16 protein-coding genes are annotated in these 17502 nt (G+C 66.9%); 8 read left to right on the top strand and 8 right to left on the bottom strand.

Going from position 1 to position 17502, the window contains the following annotated elements:
• The coding region (locus ACN0T5_RS12655; RefSeq protein ID WP_417768962.1) for an N-formylglutamate amidohydrolase at window positions 1–224 on the top strand (224 nt) is incomplete at its 5' end.
• A 120-nt stretch (window positions 225–344) separates the two neighbouring features.
• A complete protein-coding gene (gene serA, locus ACN0T5_RS12650) occupies window positions 345–1589 on the top strand; it encodes a phosphoglycerate dehydrogenase (RefSeq protein WP_417768961.1) in 1245 nt (414 codons plus the stop codon).
• Window positions 1590–1606: 17 nt separating this feature from the next.
• Here the strand turns inward: serA and ACN0T5_RS12645 are convergent, their stop codons facing one another.
• The 5 genes from ACN0T5_RS12645 to ACN0T5_RS12625 all read right to left on the bottom strand — a co-directional run bounded on the left by ACN0T5_RS12645 (window position 1607) and on the right by ACN0T5_RS12625 (window position 6670).
• Entirely contained in the window at window positions 1607–2194 is a 588-nt protein-coding gene (locus tag ACN0T5_RS12645; protein WP_417768960.1) for a YceI family protein, read from the bottom strand.
• An 84-nt stretch (window positions 2195–2278) separates the two neighbouring features.
• The gene (locus ACN0T5_RS12640; protein WP_417768963.1) at window positions 2279–3187 is read right to left on the bottom strand and encodes an ROK family protein; all 909 of its coding nucleotides are present in this window, start codon (window positions 3185–3187) and stop codon (window positions 2279–2281) included.
• A gap of 24 nt (window positions 3188–3211) precedes the next feature.
• Window positions 3212–4864, bottom strand: a complete 1653-nt coding sequence (locus tag ACN0T5_RS12635; RefSeq protein WP_417768959.1) for an ABC transporter ATP-binding protein — start codon at window positions 4862–4864, stop codon at window positions 3212–3214.
• Window positions 4861–5721 (bottom strand): ABC transporter permease, encoded by an 861-nt coding sequence (locus ACN0T5_RS12630; RefSeq protein ID WP_417768958.1) that lies wholly within the window; start codon window positions 5719–5721, stop codon window positions 4861–4863. Before ACN0T5_RS12630 ends, ACN0T5_RS12635 begins: the two co-directional genes overlap by 4 nt.
• A gap of 4 nt (window positions 5722–5725) precedes the next feature.
• Window positions 5726–6670, bottom strand: coding sequence for an ABC transporter permease (locus ACN0T5_RS12625; protein ID WP_417768957.1), 945 nt, complete (start codon window positions 6668–6670; stop codon window positions 5726–5728).
• A gap of 398 nt (window positions 6671–7068) precedes the next feature.
• On the opposite strand from ACN0T5_RS12625, the gene ACN0T5_RS12620 reads away from it, so the two are divergent.
• From ACN0T5_RS12620 to ACN0T5_RS12605, 4 genes are all read left to right on the top strand, one after another.
• A complete protein-coding gene (locus tag ACN0T5_RS12620; RefSeq protein WP_417768956.1) occupies window positions 7069–8022 on the top strand; it encodes a TAXI family TRAP transporter solute-binding subunit in 954 nt (317 codons plus the stop codon).
• 157 nt (window positions 8023–8179) lie between these two features.
• Window positions 8180–9937 carry a TRAP transporter permease gene (locus tag ACN0T5_RS12615; RefSeq protein ID WP_417768955.1) on the top strand — a complete coding sequence of 586 codons (1758 nt, stop codon included), beginning with the start codon at window positions 8180–8182 and terminating at the stop codon, window positions 9935–9937.
• 313 nt (window positions 9938–10250) lie between these two features.
• Window positions 10251–10526 carry a BrnT family toxin gene (locus ACN0T5_RS12610; protein ID WP_417768954.1) on the top strand — a complete coding sequence of 92 codons (276 nt, stop codon included), beginning with the start codon at window positions 10251–10253 and terminating at the stop codon, window positions 10524–10526.
• Window positions 10489–10764 carry a BrnA antitoxin family protein gene (locus ACN0T5_RS12605; RefSeq protein ID WP_417768953.1) on the top strand — a complete coding sequence of 92 codons (276 nt, stop codon included), beginning with the start codon at window positions 10489–10491 and terminating at the stop codon, window positions 10762–10764. The genes ACN0T5_RS12610 and ACN0T5_RS12605 overlap by 38 nt, the downstream gene beginning before the upstream one ends.
• Window positions 10765–10851: 87 nt before the next feature.
• Here the strand turns inward: ACN0T5_RS12605 and ACN0T5_RS12600 are convergent, their stop codons facing one another.
• Together ACN0T5_RS12600 and ACN0T5_RS12595 are read right to left on the bottom strand one after the other, a co-directional pair.
• A complete protein-coding gene (locus ACN0T5_RS12600; protein WP_417768952.1) occupies window positions 10852–12363 on the bottom strand; it encodes an ABC transporter substrate-binding protein in 1512 nt (503 codons plus the stop codon).
• Window positions 12364–12399: 36 nt separating this feature from the next.
• Window positions 12400–13671 carry an acetylornithine deacetylase/succinyl-diaminopimelate desuccinylase family protein gene (locus tag ACN0T5_RS12595; protein ID WP_417768951.1) on the bottom strand — a complete coding sequence of 424 codons (1272 nt, stop codon included), beginning with the start codon at window positions 13669–13671 and terminating at the stop codon, window positions 12400–12402.
• A gap of 134 nt (window positions 13672–13805) precedes the next feature.
• On the opposite strand from ACN0T5_RS12595, the gene ACN0T5_RS12590 reads away from it, so the two are divergent.
• On the top strand, window positions 13806–14801 hold the full coding sequence (locus tag ACN0T5_RS12590; protein WP_417768950.1) for a DUF6030 family protein: 996 nt from the start codon (window positions 13806–13808) through the stop codon (window positions 14799–14801).
• On the opposite strand, the gene ACN0T5_RS12585 is transcribed toward ACN0T5_RS12590, so the two are convergent.
• Window positions 14779–15705, bottom strand: coding sequence for a pirin family protein (locus ACN0T5_RS12585; protein WP_417768949.1), 927 nt, complete (start codon window positions 15703–15705; stop codon window positions 14779–14781). The two genes, ACN0T5_RS12590 and ACN0T5_RS12585, sit on opposite strands and share 23 nt — an antisense overlap.
• A 237-nt stretch (window positions 15706–15942) precedes the next feature.
• Between ACN0T5_RS12585 and ACN0T5_RS12580 the strand changes: the two genes are divergently transcribed.
• Window positions 15943–17493: an alkaline phosphatase family protein gene (locus ACN0T5_RS12580; protein ID WP_417768948.1), complete on the top strand. Its 1551-nt coding sequence runs from the start codon at window positions 15943–15945 to the stop codon at window positions 17491–17493.
• Window positions 17494–17502 lie beyond the last annotated feature (9 nt).

Here is a 17502-nt window from a genome sequence, read left to right as displayed (position 1 = left end):
CCGGGCTGGGTTTTTCGGTTGCCGTCAACGACCCCTTCAAGGGCGCGGAAATCCTGCGTCGCCCCGGCGACCCGGAAAACGGCGTCCACTCCCTCCAGGTGGAGGTCAACCGCGCGCTCTACATGGACGTCGAAGCCTATGGAAAGACGGCGCAATTCACCGACACGCGACAGCGCCTGGCGCGTTTTGTCACGTCCTTGCGCGACTGGTGCGCGACGGCCTGAGCGGACAGCGCCAGGGTGCATTGCAAAAAGCGGCGGTTGAAATTTTCCCGCAGACAGGGCACCAGAGCGACAACGCGGGCGAGACTCGCAGCTCCCTTCCTCTGTTTCCGGGATGACCGCATGAAGACCGGCCTGTCGCGCCCCAAGCATCAGATCCGCTGGCTGCTTCTGGAGGGTATCAGCCCGAGCGCGCCGGATGTGCTCGCCCAGGCGGGCTACACCAACGTCACCCAGCTGAAGACGGCGCTTGACCGCGCCGCGCTGATCGAGGCCCTGCAGGGCGTTCATATTCTGGGCATCCGCTCGCGCACCCAGGTCGACGAGGAAATCCTCAAGGCGGCCGGCACGCTGGTCGCCGTCGGCTGCTTCTCGGTCGGCACCAACCAGGTCGATCTTGTCGGCGCCAACCGGCGCGGCGTTCCGGTCTTCAATGCGCCGTTCTCCAACACCCGCAGCGTTGCCGAACTCACCATCGCCGAGATCGTCATGCTGATGCGCGGCACGTTCAGCAAGTCGATGGCCGCACATTCCGGGCGCTGGCTGAAGACGGCGGCGGGCAGCAACGAGGTGCGCGGCAAGACGCTCGGCATCATTGGCTACGGCAATATCGGCTCGCAGCTCGCCATGCTTGCCGAGGCGATGGGCATGCGGGTGATCTTCCACGACCACACCGACAAGCTGCGCCACGGCAATGTCGAGCCGGCCGGCTCCCTGACCGAGCTTCTCGCCGTTTCCGACGTCGTTTCGCTGCACCTGCCGCAGACGCCGGAAACGCGCGGCATGATCGGCCGCGACGAGATCGCCGCGATGAAGAAGGGCGCTTATCTCATCAACAACGCCCGCGGCACCGTGCTTGACATCGATGCGCTTGCCGATGCGCTGAAATCGGGCCATCTGGCGGGCGCGGCTGTCGACGTCTTCCCGAGCGAGCCGAAATCCAACGACGAGGAATTCGTCTCGCCGCTGCGCGGGCTCGACAACGTCATCCTCACCCCGCATGTCGGCGGCTCCACGGAGGAAGCGCAGGAGCGCATCGGCGAGGAAGTCGCCCGCCGCCTTGTGGAATATTCCGATGTCGGCTCCACCGTCGGCGCGGTCAATTTCCCGCAGGTGCAGCTTCCCAAGGGCACCAGCAACACCCGCTTCATCCAGGTGCAGCGCAATTCGCCGGGCGAGCTTGGCAAGCTCAACGATCTCTTTGCCGCCAAGAAGATCAACATTGCGGCCCAGCACTACCAGACCGACGGCGAGATCGGTTATGTCGTGCTCGACGCCGACGGCCCGGTGGAGAATTCCGTCGAGGTGCTGGAGGGGATTCGCGACCTGTCGGGCACGATCCGCGCCCGCCTGCTCAACCGCGTGTGAGCGAGCACTGAGGCCCGCTACTGCCGGATCGCCTCAAGGTCGATGCGGATCTCCACCTCGTCGCCGACAAGCCCGCCCTCAAGCGCGTAGGTCGAGCCGAAATCGGAGCGTTTCAGCACCGTCCTGGCGCTGACGCCGACAACATGGGTGTTGCCGAAAGGGTAGGGGCCGACCTTGTTGAGCGTGACGTCGAGCGTCACGGGCCTCGTCACGCCGCGCAGGGTCAGCTCGCCGGTCACCGTGCCGGTCGTCTTTGTTTCCGGCCGTGCCTCCGTCATGTCGAACGTGATCAGCGGGTGCGCGTCGGCCGCGAGAAAATCGTTGGAGCGCAGGTGCCCGCCGCGCCGCTCGTCGTTGGAGAAGACGCTGGCCGCCTCGATCTCGACGCTGAGCTCGGTGAGCGCACGCGTTTCCTCGTCGAAGGTGAAACCGCCCTTGCCCTTCAGGAACATGCCCCAGGTCGGCGCGTAGCCGATATGGACGGCATTGAAGACGATGGAGAAATGCGCCGGGTCGATGGCGTATTGGCGCGGTTCGGCGCGTGACGGGCCAGCGGTCGCGGCAAGCATCGCGAGCGCGGCGGCGGGGAGGGAAGTCAGGCGCATGCCGGTCGTCCTTTGAAGCGGTGCCGAACCTGCATATAGGCCGATAGTCCGCCGCAGCGAGGGCCTGTGTCCGCCGTTCGCGGGCTACATCGGCCCCGCGTCGTTCCACAGCCAGGCGGCGCCGCGCACGCCGGAACTGTCGCCATGCATCGCCTTGCGCACCGGCACGTCATACTGGTCGGAAAAGACATGCTTGCGCATCTCGTCCGGCAGCCGGTCGTACAGTTCGTCGATGTTGGACATGCCCCCGCCCAGCACGAAGACATCCGGGTCGAGGATATTGGCGACCATCGCCATCGCCCGCCCGAGCCGCGAGACGTAGCGCTCGAAAACCGCCGCCGCCGCCCTGTCGCCCGACCGCACCCGCTCCATGATCTCGGCGCCCGTCAGCGACAGCCCCGTTGCCTGACGGTAGTCCCACTGGAATCCGGTGCCGGAGCACAGCCGGTCGATGGTGCCGCGCTTGCCGGTCCAGCATTCGGGACCGGGAAACTCCTCCGCACGCATCCACGGCACCGGGATGTTGCCCCATTCGCCGCAGATGCCGTTGGCGCCGCGATGCGCCTGCCCGTTGATGGCGATGCCCGAACCGCAGCCGGTGCCGATGATGATCGCGTGGACCATGGCAGCGCCGGCGCCCGCCCCGTCGGTCGCCTCCGAGACGGCGAGGCAGTTGGCATCGTTCTGGATGCGCACGGCACGCGACAGCGCGGCTTCCAGGTCGCGGTCGAGCGGCTTGCCGTTCATCCAGGTGGAATTGGCGTTCTTGACGAGGCCGGCCGCCGGCGACAGCGAGCCGGGAATGCCGAGGCCGACCGTGCCGCGCGTGCCGGTCGCCTCTTCCGCCGCCGCGACAAGCCCGGCCACCGCCCTGATGCAGCCGTCATAGTCGTCGCGCGGCGTGGCGATGCGCTTGCGGAAGCGCTCGCAGCCGCCGGGCTCGAGAGCGATGATCTCCATCTTCGTGCCGCCCCAGTCGATGCCGAGGCGCAAGGGGCTTTCAGCGCTCATTGCCGTTCATGGTCCTGTCGTTCCGTTCTCGATGGCCGCCCGGACGGCGAGCGCATCGGAAAGCCGCGGGGCCGCGGCCACCAGCATCCGTGTGTAGGGATGGCGCGGATGGTCGAAGACGCGGGCCGTCTTGCCGCGTTCGACGATCTTGCCGCCATTCATCACCATCACGTCGTCGGTGATCGCCCGCACGACGCTGAGGTCGTGCGAGATGAACAGGTAGGCGAGCCCGTGCCGTGCCCTGAGGTCGGCGAAGAGATCGAGGATCTGCGCCCGGATCGACACGTCGAGCGCGGAAACCGGCTCGTCCGCGACGATCAGCTTCGGCCGCGTCACCAGTGCCCTTGCGATGGCCACACGCTGCCGCTGGCCGCCGGAGAACTCGTGCGGGTATTTCGTCATGTCCGCTTCAGAAAGACCCACCTCGACAAGCGCTGCGGTCACCCGTTCACGCATCTCGCGCGCAGTGATCTTGCCGCGCAGAAGATGCAGCGGTTCGGCCACCACCCGGCCGATCCGGTGACGCGGATTGAAGCTGCCATAGGGGTCCTGGAACACCACCTGCACCGCCCGGTGCACGGTCTCGCGCATTGCGCCGCGCGCCGCGTTCGGGTTCTGCCCCAGCACCTCTATCGATCCGCCGTCGGGTGCCTCGAGGCCAAGCAGCGCGCGCGCCAGGGTCGATTTCCCGCATCCCGATTCCCCGACAAGCCCGACGCTTTGTCCGGCGCGGATCTCGAAACTCACCTTGTCGACGGCCACGAATGGCTCGGCGGCGCGAAACAGGCTCGGACGCGGCTGCGGATAGCTGCGCACCAGCTCGCGGACGCTCAGGATCGGCCGGGTGCCGTGGCTGGCCGCGTTGCGCGGCGGTCCCTTCGGGCGCTTCGGCACGTGGTTCGACGCGGCCATCAGCGCCTTTGAATAGGGATGCCGGAGATTTGCGAAGAGTGCGGCCGTCCGGCCGCTCTCGACGATCTCGCCATTCTTCATGATCGCCACCCGGTCGGCCATCTCCGCGACCACCGCAAGGTCGTGGCTGATCAGGAGGCAGCCCATCTTCTCGCTGTCCGCGATCTCGCGGATCAGCGACAGGATCTGCGCCTGGATGGTCACGTCGAGCGCCGTCGTCGGTTCATCGGCGATCAACAGGTCCGGCTGGCAGGCGATGGCCATGGCGATGACGACACGCTGCCGCTGGCCGCCGGAAAGCTGGTGCGGAAAGCGCTCGGGCGCGACCTTCGCCCGCGTCAGCCCGACCCGGTCGAGCAGGTGCCGGGCACGTTCCATGGCGCGGGCCCGTGTCAGGCGCAGATGCAGCACCAGCCCCTCGGCGACCTGCTCGCCGATGGTCTTGACCGGGTTTAGCGCCGTCATCGGCTCTTGGAAGACCATGCCGATGCGCCGCCCGCGCAGCCGGCACATGGCCGGCTCCGACAGGCTCAGCACATCCGCCCCGTCGAGCAGGATGCGGCCGCGCGCTTCCGAGCCGTGCGGCAGCAGTTGCATTGCGGCGAGCGCCGTCATCGACTTGCCCGACCCGGATTCCCCGACAAGGCCGAACGTTTCCCCGCGCGCGATATCGAGGGAGATGCCCTTGAGGATCGGCGTGCCGTGGATCGCGACATTCAGCCCCTCGATGGCGAAGAGCCCGCTCATGCAACGCGCCTTTTCAGCCGCGGGTCGAGCAGGTCGCGCAAGCCGTCGCCCATGAGGTTGAGGCCGAGCACGGTGACGACGATGGCAAGACCCGGATAGAGCGCCAGGCTGGGTGCCAGCGCCATCATCGTCTGTGCCTCGTTCAGCATCCGCCCCCAGGAGGCGAGCGGCGGCTGGGCCCCGAGCCCGACATAGGAAAGGCCCGCTTCCGCGAGGATGCCGAGCGAGAACTGGATCGTTCCCTGGACGATCAGGAGGTTGGCGATATTGGGCAGGATGTGTTCGGCGATGATGCGGATCTCGCCCTTGCCGGCGACCTGGGCGGCGAGCACGAATTCCCGCGACTTCAACGACAGCGCCCCGCCGCGCGCCACCCGCGCGAAAACCGGAATGTTGAAGATGCCGATGGCGAGAATGGCGTTGACCGCCCCGGGGCCGAGGATCGCGGTGATCATCACCGCCGACAGCAGCGCCGGGAAAGCGAAGACGAGGTCGTTCGCCCGCATCACCCCCTCGTCCAGCCAGCCGCCGCGCGCCGCCGCCACCAGTCCGAGCGGCACGCCGACAAGGATGCCGATGCCCACGGCAAGGAGCGCCACGGCGATGGAGGTGCGCGCCCCCACCATCAGCATCGACAGCATGTCGCGGCCGAACTGGTCGGTGCCGAGGGGATGGGCGAGCGAGGATCCCTTCAGCCGGTCGGGCACGCTGAGCACGTCGATCGGGTAGGGCGTCCAGACCAGCGAGACAAGCGCGGCGACAAGCACCACCGCGACGACGGCGCTGCCAAGCACCAGCGCCTTGTGCGTCTTCAGGAGACCGGTTGCGCCCGCGCGCGCGGCGTTTCGCTCCGTCATCGCCTCATCGCCTCCGCAGCCTGGGGTCGACCACCGCATAGGCGAGATCGACAAGGAAGGTCACGAGAATGACGCTGGCGACCAGCAGCACGACGACGCTCTTGACCACGATCAGGTCGCGCTGGGTGATCGCCTGGAAGATCAGCCGCCCCAGGCCCGGCAGGTAGAACACGTTCTCGATGATGATCGTGCCGGCGATCAGGAAGGAGAATTGCAGGCCGAGGATGGTCAGCACCGGGATCAGCGCGTTGCGCACCGCGTGCCGCCACAGGACGGACGTGCGCGTCAGTCCCTTGGCGCGGGCGGTGCGCACATAGTCCTCGTGCAGCGCGTCGATGAGCGATGACCGCATGACCCGGGCAAGGATCGCCGCCTGCGGCAGGGCGAGCGCCACCGCCGGCAGCATCAATGCCTTCAGCGCCGGCCAGATGCCGGCGTCCCAGCCGGGGAAGCCGCCGGAGGGCACGAGGCGCAGCGTCACCGCGAAGACGAAGACGAGCAGCATGGCGAACCAGAAATTGGGTATGGCGATCCCCACCTGCGTCAGCGCCATGATGCCGCCGTCCTGCCAGCGGCCGCGCTTCGAGGCGGCATAGACGCCCACGGGAATGGCGATGAGTGTGGACAGCGCCAGCGCCAGCAGGGCGAGCGGCAGCGACACGGTGATCCGCGCCGCGACGAGATCGGCGACCGGCACGGAATAGGTATGGCTGGTGCCAAGGTTGCCGCTAGCAAAGCCTGCGATCCAGTCGAGGTAGCGCTGCCAGGCGGGCCGGTCGAGGCCCATCTGGGCGCGCAAGGCGGCGAGCGTGTCCTCCTGCGCGTTGAGCCCCAGCATCACCTCGGCCGGATCGCCCGGAATGACCTCCAGCACCACGAACACCAGCACCGTCGCCACGAGCAGCGTCGCGGCAAGGCTGGCGAAACGTTTGGCGGCATAAACGAGCATCGGGCGCTGGCTTCTCCGGACGGGATTCTGTCGACACGCCAACGCTATCGGGGAAGGGCGATGCGGGAAAGGGGGAGAACGCGAGGTGTGCCTCTCGTCCCCGCCTCGCTTTCGTTGCCGGTCACGCCGCTTTCGGGAAATCCACGAGCTGGATCAGGTTGCCGCAGGTGTCGTCGAAGACCGCCATGCGAACCGGGCCGGCATCCATCGGCGCCAGCAGGAATGCCGCGCGCGCCACCCCATCCCCAGCCTCGTCATTTTCCCCGATCTTTGGCCGTGCATGGCGGACGCTGTCGGATTAATCTGCCCCTCCCTGACCGGGCGCAGGCCCTTGCTGCCGCGCGTCGCGGTGACTGCCCGAACCAGAAGATTTCAACGACATTCCCCTGGGAGGATACATGACGATCTGGAGCAAACTCGCCATCGCCGGGCTCGCCGCCCTCGTGCCGCTCGCCGCATCTGCCGAAACCCGCGTGACCTACAAGTCCGCCTCGGCCGGCTCCTCCTATTACCAGATGGGCGTGCAGCTCGCCGAAGGCATCAAGGCCGGCACCGATGGCGGCATCATCGTCACGCTGGAAGAGAGCCAGGGCTCGGTGCAGAACGTGATGGAGGCGGCCGTCCGCCCGGGCAACTACGTCTTCACCACGCCGCCTTCGCTGGTCGGCCTGGCGCAGGCCGGCAAGGCCATGTTCGAGGGCAAGGGCAATCCGAAGTTCGACGAGATCCGCGCGCTCTTCCCGATTCCCTCGCTGACCATGCATTTCGTCATGTCGGCGGACAGCGGCGTCACCGATTTTGCCGGCATGGAAGGCAAGACCATTCTCATCGGCAAGGGGTCCTTCGGCGCCACCGAAGGCGCCAAGTATCTCGATCTCTTCGGCCTCACGGACAAGGTGACGCTCGCCGACGTGGAGCTCTCCAACGCTGGCGCCGCGCTCAAGAACGGCCAGATCGACGGCTTCGTCACCGCCGGTTCCTGGCCGGCGCCGAACGTTATCGAGGCCGCCGCCGGCACGGGCGTGACGCTGCTCTCGCTCACCGACGAGCAGATCGCCGAGACCAAGCGCACGAAGCTCGTCATTCCGGCCGGCACCTACGCGGGCCAGGATGCGGATGTCGCGACCACCTCGCTTGACGTCGTCGCCTACACGACGACGCAGATGGACGACGACACCGCCTACCAGCTCGCAAAGACCTTCTGGGAGCAGAAGGCAAAGATGGGCGCCGACGCGCCCTGGTGGAACGGCGTCTCCACCGACATGCTGGCCAGCATCAAGGGCAAGATCCATCCGGGCGCGCAGCGCTATTACGCGGAAATGGGCGTTGCCTTGAGCGACGCGCAGAAGTAACGGACGCGCAGAAGTAACGGGCGCGCGGATTGCCGGCGACGGTCGCTGACCGGATCCGGCTCCGCCCCGCAAAACGTGCCCGGCCCGGATGAATGCATCCGGGCCGCGGCATTTCCATCTTCCCGCAGGTTTCGACGGTTTCCCGAAGGCAGTATCCATGTCCCTCACGGCCCGGCTGGTCTGGGCGGCGCTCGGCGCCGTCTCCATCGCCTTCCATCTCTGGCTGGTCTTTTCCGGCCTGGTGCCCAATCTCGTCAGCCGGCCGCTGCACATGGCGCTGGCTCTGCCCTTCGTGCTGGTCCTTGCCGCGAGAACGCCGTTCCAGCGCTGGAGCGGGCCGCCGCTCGCCGCCCTTGGCATTGCCGCCTGTCTCTGGGTCGCCTGGAACCACGACATGCTCGGCGACCAGTACGGCTACCTTGCCGACGATTTCCAGATGGCGGTGGCCTTGCTGCTGCTTTTCGTGACGCTGGAAATGGCGCGCCGCGCCATCGGCTGGCCGTTGCCGCTGGTCGCCGGACTGGCGCTTGCCTATGCGGTGTGGGGCGAGGCGATCCCCGGCGAGTTCGGCCATCCGGGCCTGCCGATGGCGAGCCTGTTCGGCACGCTGACGATCGCCGAAGGCGGCCTTTGGGGAAAGCTCACGGAAGTTTCCGTCTCGGTCGTCGCGATCTTCGTCATCTTTGGCGCGGTGCTGAATGCCGGCGAGGCGGGGCAGGGCTTCATGAATGTCGCCGCCGCCGCCGCCGGCCGGCTGCGCGGGGGGGCTGCCAAGGTGTCGGTTCTCTCATCGGCGCTCTTCGGCTCGATTTCGGGCTCGGCCTCCGCCAATGTCGCCTCGACCGGGGCGATCACCCTGCCGGCGATGACGCGGCTCGGCTATCCGCGCGCGCTCGCCGGCGCGGTCGAGGCGGTCGCTTCCTCGGGCGGGCAGATCATGCCGCCCCTGATGGGGGCGGGCGCTTTCGTCATGGTCGAGCTCACCGGCACGCCCTATTCCGACATCATGATGGCGGCGATCCTGCCGGCCTTCCTCTATTTTCTCGCCGTCTGGGTCGGCATCGACGCCTTCTCGCTCCGCCATGTGTTGAGGGGGCTTGCGCCGGAGGACCGGCCCGCCGCGCGCGTTGTCATCATCACCTCCGCCTTCTTCCTGGTGCCGTTCGGCATCCTCCTCTGGGGCATGTTCGGACTTGGGGTGACGCCGCAATACGCGGCCTCGCTGGCGATCCTCGCCGGCGCATTGCTGCTCGCCCTCGATGCCCGCCTGACGCTCGACTGGCGGCGCACGGTCCTGCGCCTCGAGGAGGCCTGCACCGGCGCGGGCCGCCAGATCGCCACCATCGCGGCGATCATCCTGTGTGCCTCCATCGTCATCGGCGTGCTGGGGCTCACCGGGCTGGGCGTCAAGATCACCTCGCTGATCCTTTCCGGCTCGGGCGGTTATCTCTGGCCGGCGCTGTTGCTGACCGCCGTCGCCTGCCTGATCCTCGGCATGGAGGTGCCCACGACCGCCGCCTATGTCATCTGCATCTCGGTCGCCGGTCCCGCGCTCACCGCGCTCGGCCTGCCGATGCTGCAGGCGCATCTCTTCGTCTTCTGGTACGCGCTCCTGTCGACCATCACGCCGCCGGTCTGCGGCGCGGTCTTCATCGCCGCCGGCATGGTCGGCGAGAACTGGCTGAAGGTGGCGTTTTCAGCGATGGCGCTCGGCCTCGGGCTCTATCTCGTGCCGCTCGGCATGATCGCCAATCCGGACGTGATCGCGCTGGCCACCGAACCGGGGTTGGCGCTCGTCGCCGGCGCCAAGATCGCCGCGGCCCTTTCGGCGATCTCCTTCGGTGTCATCGCACCGCTCAACCCGCTCCTGCGCGCCGGCCTCGTCGCCGGCGGGGCGGTGTTGTTGTTCGTTTGAGGGGGAGGGGCGTTCCGCCCGGGGGGCGCCCGTGCAAGGCGCTCCCGAGCCGCCGCTGCATGTACCGTCGTCACCCCAGGTTTGACCGGGGAACGAATGGCACCCTCGGCCGGATGCGATGGGTCTGGCCGTTTTCGTTTGCACAGACTGTGCGGGCGACGGCAACCCGATGTCACCAATATCGGCAGACATTCGTGAAACATGGCACTTGATTTTGTGTACACAAATGTGTATATTATCGAATATTGATTTATCGTGACCATTTTTTGACGAGATGGATTTTTGACAAAATGACTTTCAGAAAGGGCATGAATTGCAAATCGAATGGGATGAAGACAAGCGGCAGAGAATTTTAAAGGAACGCGGTATTGATATTCTCGATGCCGCTCTGATTTTTGAGAATGCAGTTATAACGAAAATAGACAATCGCCAGGACTATGGCGAAAAACGTTTTATTTCTTTGGGGAAGGTCGATGGTGAGTGCTATGTCGTCGTCCACGCCGAGAGAAACGGAAATGTCCGTCTCATAACTTCATGGAAAGGAGGTCGGGATGACAGGAAAGAATATAAAAACCGCTTCCCTGACTGAATTGAGAGCGATGAAAGAACGGGGGGAGATCTCTTCCCCTTCCAGGGACGCTCCGCAAATCGATCTGCCTGACAACTTTTGGGACAACGCGAAAGTCGTCGAGCCCAAGGGCAAGAAGTCTGTACATCTGCGGCTTGATGCCGATGTGTTCGATTTTTTCAACCGTCAGGGCAAGGGACATATCAGCCGCATGCAGGCTGTCTTGCGTTCCTACGTTGACGCGCACTCGTCGAAATAGAACGAGGCTCCAGGTGGAGCCTCGTTCCGCTTTGTGAACTGATGACCGGACGCCGACTGCGGCCGGCCTGCCCAGTCGCTCCCGAACCTACTCCCAGTAGACCCCGGTCAGGTCGTTCGCCTGGATCGGCGAGTTGACCCACATGCCCTTCAGGCCGGACGCCCAGACGCCCGCCTTGGCGAGCTGGAACAGGTACACGTTGACCGCGTCTTCGGTGATGATGCGCTGCGCCTCGCCGAGGAGTTCATAGCGCGCCTTCTGGTCGGCGGTGGTGTCGAGCCTGGCCATCACCTCGTCGAAGGCGGCGCTGTCATACTGGAAATAATAGTCCTTGCGGCCGTAGATGTTGATGTCCATCGGCTCGGTATGGGAGACGATGGTGAAGTCGAAATCCTTGCCCTTGAAGACTTCCGAGAGCCACTGCGCCCATTCCAGCGGCACGATCTCCAGCTCGACGCCGATCTTCTTCAGGTCCGAAGCGATCAGCTCGCCGCCGCGCCGCGCATAGGTCGGCGGCGGCAGCTTGATCGTCGCCTTGAAACCGTCCGGATAGCCGGCCTCGGCCAGCAGTGCCTTCGCCTTGTCGAGGTCGAGCGGATAGGTCCCGGTCAGGTCCACATAGGCCGGGTGATGCGGGGCGAAATGGGTGCCGATCGGCGTGCCGTTGCCGAACATCGCCCCGTCGATGATCGCCTGCCGGTCGACGGCATGCGAGATCGCCTGGCGCACCCGCTTGTCGGCGAGCGGGCCCTTCTTGTTGTTCATGGCGAGGATCGTCTCGCCCTCGGTCGAGCCCACCGCCACGGTGAAGCGCGGATCCGCCGCGATCATCGGCAGGTTCTCGGTCGACTGGAAATTCGGGAAGGCGTCGATGTCGCCGGCCATCAGCGCGGCGAGCTCGGCCGCCGGATCGCCGATGATCTTGAAGGTCGCCTTGTCGAGCGTCGCCGGCTCGCCCCAGTATTCGGCGTTCTTGGACAGTTCGATACGGTCGCCCTGTACCCACTGGACGAACTTGAACGGACCGGTGCCGATCGGCTTGGAGGTGTTGGAAACGGCCGTTTCCTCGGCCACCATCGCCGCATCGCCCCAGCCCAGGTTGAACAGGAAGGCGCCGTTCGGCTTGGTCAGCGTCACCTTGAGCGTGGTCGGGTCGACGGCCTCGACCGTGTCGATGCCGGCAAAGAGCTGCTTCTGCGCGTTGGTGCTGAACTCGCCGCGGGCGCGGTCGAGGGCGAATTTGGCATCCGCTGAATCGAACGCCGTACCGTCATGGAACGTGACGCCGGATCGCAAGCGGAACGTGTAGGTGAGCCCGTCCTCCGAGACCTCCCAGCTCTCCGCCAGCCAGGGACCAACTTCGCCGTTCCGGTCGATCCGCGTCAGCCCCTCGAAGATGTTGGCATAGGTGATCTCGTCGATCGCTGCTGCAGCACCGCCCGTCGGGTCGAGATGCGGCGGCTCCAGCCGGACGCCGATATTGACGTCGGTACGCACCAGTTGCGCCTGCGCGGGCGTCGTCAGGGTGAGGGTTGCCCCCGCGAGCACCGCCGCCAGGGCGGTGCCCAGCACCATGCGCCGGTCGAAACGTTCGTTCATGCCATTGCCTCCATTTGGCAGCGTCTGCGCCGCAGCCTAACGCGTCCCGGTGAGCAGCGCCATTGTCGCCTGTGCCATGACCTTGGCGCTGTCGACCATGTCGTCGATGCCGACGAACTCGTCCGGCCGGTGCGCCATGTCGAGAATGCCGGGACCATAGGCGATGCAGTCGTGCAGGTGGCCGATCCGGGCAATGTGCTTCTGGTCGTAGGTGCCCGGCGAGATCACATAGTCCGGACTTTTCGACAGGACATCGCGGATGCCGTCGGCGACGGCGCGCACCACCGGCGCGTCCCGGTCGGTCATCGTCGGGATGACTTCCATCAGGTCGCGGATGCGGTAATCGAAGTTCGGCCGCGTGCTGGCAAGGTGGTCGAGGATCGACATCACCTCTTCCTTCACCTCCGCAAGATCCTCCTCGATCAGGTAACGCCGGTCGATGACCATGCGGCAGCTGTCGGGCACGCAAGGCGAGGGCAAGCCGTCGAACCCTTCCGGCTGGCCGCCATGGACGGAGTTGATGTTCAGCGTCGAGGAGCGCGCGCCCTCCGGCACCACCGGCATGTCCGTGTGCTTGGCGGCAAGCTTTGGATAGAGCTCGCTCTCGAACCGGTCGAGAACGGCGCCCATGTGGCGGACGGCACAGTCGCCCAGGAACGGCATCGAGCCATGCGCGATGGAGCCCTTGGTCTCGATCTCCGCCCACCACACGCCGCGATGGCCGAGACAGATGCGGTCCTTGTTGAGCGGTTCGGGAATGATCACGTGGTCGACGCGCGGCTTGGAGAAGAGGCCAAGGCTCGCCAGATAGGCGACACCGCCGAAGCCGCCGGACTCCTCGTCCACCGTGCCGGAAATCTCGATTGCGCCGGGAAAGTCCGGAAAGGCTTCGATCAGGGCCTCGACCGCGATGACCGAGGCGGCGAGCCCGCCCTTCATGTCGCAGGCGCCGCGCCCGAAGACCTTGCCGTCCTTCACCTCGCCGCCGAAGGGATCGACCGTCCAGCCTTGTCCGGCCTCGACCACGTCGATATGCGAGTTGAAATGGACGCAAGGACCTGGCCGTCTGCCCTCGATGCGGGCCACCACATTGGTGCGGGGGTAGCGGGCGCTGTCGCCCGGCGTGTCCTCGCCGCGCAGGTAGCGCACATGGAAGCCGCGCCGCGCGAGCCGGTTGCCGATCAGTTCGGCGCAGGGCGTGTATGCTTCACCCGGTGGATTGACCGTGGGGATGCGGATCAGGTCCCGAGTGAACTCGACGACATCTGCCCGCTTGTCCTCGACGCGCCGAAAAAGCGCCTCCAGCATGTGGCCTCCCGTGATAGGACTGACCGGACAACCGGCCTTTGCAGTCATCGTGCCCCAGCAGGGCCCCGGTTTCCAGCGTATAAGAGACGGATTCCAGTGAGTTTTCGGTCTTTCACCGGCTTCCGGGAGCAGTGATGGCGAAAGACGCAGCGTCACCAGGGCAAAACAATGCGGCACCGCGCGCGGGCGCATCCGGGCCTGCCGCCGCGTCCGGCCCCGGGGCCCTTGCGCTTGCCGTCCTCAACCGCCGCCGCACGCGCCGCCGGCTGTCGGCTCTGGCGTGGGCGGGGCTTGCCGTTGCTCTCGCCGCTGCGCTGGCCTGGACGATCTCCGCGCCGCAACCACCCGTCGAAACCGTTCCGCCAGAGGCCACGCTGCCGGCGGATCCGCTCGCCGGCCTTGGAGAGGATGCCGTGAGCCGGCTGCTGGTCGACGACCTCGACCGGCCGGCCACCTTCAAGCGGGTCTTCGGCGGACATCCACGCGATCTCTGCGCGTCGATCGACCGGCTCGGAGTGCCGATGGCCGACTGGAAGCCCGATCCGTTCGTCGCCGGCTTCTGGTACTGCGCCAGCGATCTCGTCACCATCGGCCGTACGGCGGAGGACGGCCGACGCTCCTCGCTTTTCGTCAACCTGCGCGGTCAGGGCGAGGCCGCGCTCAACACCGTGCGGATCAAGCTCAACGGCGACAATCCGCGCAGCGCGCCAGCCGCCCGTGCCGCACTCCTGCGCGTCCTCGATGCCGTTGGCGAGCGCTACGGCTGGCCGTGGCCGGGCGAGATCCGCAGCGCGATCGAGGACAACAGGCCGGCGGAGGTCGTCCAGTACGGCATGGTCTCGCGGGTCGTGCCGGAAGACCCGCAGCTGACGGGTGACGCGGCGGATGTCGTCCGCCTCAACGTGATCGTCGATTTCCCCGTCGTCGATCTGGTCGCACCGGCGGAGCTTTTCGCGCCCTTCGCCTGGGAGGAGGAGGGGGCGTCCCGGCGCCGCCGCAACCGGCCGGTCGGGGGCGACACGTTGCGCGCCCCGGTCTCCGGCGACATCATCTTCAGCACGCCCGACGAGGCCCCCGGCGAGCCCCCCGCGACAACGGGTCAGGGGCTCAGCGCTCCGGCAGCGGAATGAACTCCTCCGCGTCGCCCGGCACCGTGTCGAAGCGCATGCGCTTCCAGTCGTCCTTGGCCTGCTCGATCCGCTCCTTGGAGGAGGAAACGAAGTTCCACCAGATATGCCTCGGCCCGTCCATCGGCTCGCCGCCAAGCACGAGAAAGCGCGCCGGGATCTCGCCCACCGCCTTGACGGTGATGTTGTCGCCCGGCTTGAACACCAGCAACTGTCCGGCCTCGAAGCTTTCGCCGGCGATCTCCACCGTGCCGCCGACCGTGTAGATGGCGCGGTCCTCGTGGCTCGCATCCACCGGCATCGCGCGGCCCGGCTCCAGCGACACGTCCGCATAGATCGTCTCGGACGCCGTCTCCACGGGCGAACGCGCGCCGAACATCTCGCCGGCGATGACCCGCACGTTGACGCCGTGATCTTCGAGCACCGGCAGCCCTTCGCGGCCGACATGCGCGAAGGCGGGCGCGTTTTCCTCGGCGTGTTTCGGCAAGGCGACCCAGCTCTGGATGCCGAACAGCTTGCGCTTGTGTCCCTTCACTTCCGGGTCCTCGCGCTCGGAATGGACGATGCCGCGCCCGGCGGTCATCCAGTTCAGCTCGCCAGGGCGGATCGCAAGATCCGAGCCGAGGCTGTCGCGGTGGTGGATCTCGCCGTCGAACAGATAGGTGACGGTGGCCAGCCCGATATGGGGATGCGGGCGCACGTCGATGCCGCCTTCATGCAGGAATTCGGCCGGGCCCATCTGGTCGAAAAAGATGAAGGGCCCCACCATCTGCCGCTTGGCCGAGGGCAGGGCGCGGCGCACCTCGAAACCGCCAAGGTCGCGCGCCCGGGGCACGATCACCGTTTCGATGAGGTCGCAGGCGCCGGCATCGCCGGGGGCGGGGTCGAGATCTGGCATCCAGGTCATGGCGGGTCTCCCTCTCGGCCCTTCGCGGGCCGTGTTGCGGACGGGGCCGGCGATCATGCCGGGCTTGCGTCTCGCGTCTGTCATCCGCTACCAACATAATGCGCGCAGGGGAGGCTTTCAGCAAACCTTCGGTCGACGCACTGTTTCCCTTTTTGTCTACAATCCGGCGAGTATTCTTGCGATCGTTCGCCCGGCTGTCCCGTTTTTCCTCCCGCCGTTCATCAGGTCCCGTCCGCCATGCTCAACGTTCTCCTCATCACCGCCGACCAGTGGCGCGGCGACTGTCTCGGCCTTGCCGGCCATCCGCTCGTCAGGACGCCGAACATCGACGCGCTGGCCCGCGAGGCGGTGTATTTCTCCCGCCATTACTGCCAGGCGGCGCCCTGCGCCCCGGCGCGGGCCTGCCTCTATACCGGCCTCTACCAGATGACCAACCGGGTGGTGCGCAACGGCACGCCGCTCGATGCCCGCCACGACACGATCGCGCTCGCCGCCCGCCGCGCCGGCTACGATCCGACGCTGTTCGGCTACACCGACCAGGCGGTCGACCCGCGCACAGTCTCCGGCGACGATCCCTGGCTGCGCACCTATGAGGGCATCCTGCCGGGCATGAGCGTGCGGGTGCGCGTGCCCGAGGATCACGGGCCGTGGCTCTCCTGGCTCGCCGCGCGCGGCCATGACCTGCCCGACCCGCCGCGCGACATGTGGCTGCCCTCGGAGGGCCCGGCCGATCCGCCGTCGTGCAAGCCCGCCCGTTACGGGGCGGAGGAGACCGAGACCGCCTTCCTCGTCGAAGAGTTCCTGCGCTGGCTCGGCGAGGTCGAGACCGCCCCGCGCGCAAGCGCCAAGGCCGGCGGCCGGCCCTGGTTCGCGCATCTGAGCTTCATCCGCCCGCACCCGCCCTTCATCGTGCCGGAGCCCTACGCCTCCATGTACGACCCGGACGAGGGGCCGGACTTCCTCGGCGCCGCCTCTCCGGAAGAGGCCGCCCGCCTGCATCCCTTCCTGGACTATGCGATCGATGCCCAGGACAAGGCGGATTTCGTCTGGGGCGCCAGGGGCAAGGCGCGCGACTGGGACGAGGCGACCCGCCGCCGCATTCGCGCCACCTATTGGGGCATGGTGTCGGAGGTCGACGCCCAGATCGGCCGCATCATCGAGGGGCTGAAGGCGCGCGGCCAGTGGGAGAACACGCTGATCGTGCTCACCGCCGACCACGGCGAGATGATGGGCGACCACCAGCTCTTCTCCAAGCTCGGCTTCTACGACCAGGCCTATCACATCCCGCTGATCGTCCGCGATCCGCGCAAGCCGCAGGCGCACGGGCGCAAGGTCGAGGCCTTCACCGAATCCGTCGACGTCATGCCCACCGTGCTCGACGCCATCGGGACGGCGGGCCCCGGCTGGCTCGACGGTGCGGCGCTCACCCCCTTCCTTGATGGCGAGACGCCGGCCGACTGGCGCGACGCCGCCCATTGGGAGTTCGATTTCCGCGAGGTCGCGACGAAGGAGGCGCAGGACCGGTTCGGCCTGCCGCTCGACGCCTGTTCGATGAGCGTCATCCGCGACGCGGACGTGAAATACGTCCATTTCGCCGGCCTGCCGCCGCTGCTTTTCGACCTTGCCGCCGATCCGCACGAGACCCGCAACGTCGCCGACGACCCGGCCTATGCCTCGCTGCGCCTGCACTATGCGGAAAAGATGCTGGCCTGGCGCGCCCGCCATCTCGACCGGCGGCTGACCGGCATCGAACTCACCGAGGACGGCCCCGTCGACGCGCGGACCTAGCATTGACGG

It is taken from the genome of Stappia sp., assembly GCF_048261845.1.
GTDB lineage: Bacteria > Pseudomonadota > Alphaproteobacteria > Rhizobiales > Stappiaceae > Stappia.
This window is presented reverse-complemented; position numbering and strand designations above follow the sequence as displayed.

Coding starts and splice junctions, on each gene's coding strand:
- serA (WP_417768961.1), top strand. CDS start 345: ATGAAGACCGGCCTGTCGCGCCCCAAGCATCAGATCCGCTGGCTGCTT.
- ACN0T5_RS12585 (WP_417768949.1), bottom strand. CDS start 15,705: ATGACCTGGATGCCAGATCTCGACCCCGCCCCCGGCGATGCCGGCGCC.
- ACN0T5_RS12580 (WP_417768948.1), top strand. CDS start 15,943: ATGCTCAACGTTCTCCTCATCACCGCCGACCAGTGGCGCGGCGACTGT.
- ACN0T5_RS12615 (WP_417768955.1), top strand. CDS start 8,180: ATGTCCCTCACGGCCCGGCTGGTCTGGGCGGCGCTCGGCGCCGTCTCC.
- ACN0T5_RS12635 (WP_417768959.1), bottom strand. CDS start 4,864: ATGAGCGGGCTCTTCGCCATCGAGGGGCTGAATGTCGCGATCCACGGC.
- ACN0T5_RS12625 (WP_417768957.1), bottom strand. CDS start 6,670: ATGCTCGTTTATGCCGCCAAACGTTTCGCCAGCCTTGCCGCGACGCTG.
- ACN0T5_RS12600 (WP_417768952.1), bottom strand. CDS start 12,363: ATGAACGAACGTTTCGACCGGCGCATGGTGCTGGGCACCGCCCTGGCG.
- ACN0T5_RS12595 (WP_417768951.1), bottom strand. CDS start 13,671: ATGCTGGAGGCGCTTTTTCGGCGCGTCGAGGACAAGCGGGCAGATGTC.
- ACN0T5_RS12620 (WP_417768956.1), top strand. CDS start 7,069: ATGACGATCTGGAGCAAACTCGCCATCGCCGGGCTCGCCGCCCTCGTG.
- ACN0T5_RS12630 (WP_417768958.1), bottom strand. CDS start 5,721: ATGACGGAGCGAAACGCCGCGCGCGCGGGCGCAACCGGTCTCCTGAAG.
- ACN0T5_RS12605 (WP_417768953.1), top strand. CDS start 10,489: ATGACAGGAAAGAATATAAAAACCGCTTCCCTGACTGAATTGAGAGCG.
- ACN0T5_RS12645 (WP_417768960.1), bottom strand. CDS start 2,194: ATGCGCCTGACTTCCCTCCCCGCCGCCGCGCTCGCGATGCTTGCCGCG.
- ACN0T5_RS12590 (WP_417768950.1), top strand. CDS start 13,806: ATGGCGAAAGACGCAGCGTCACCAGGGCAAAACAATGCGGCACCGCGC.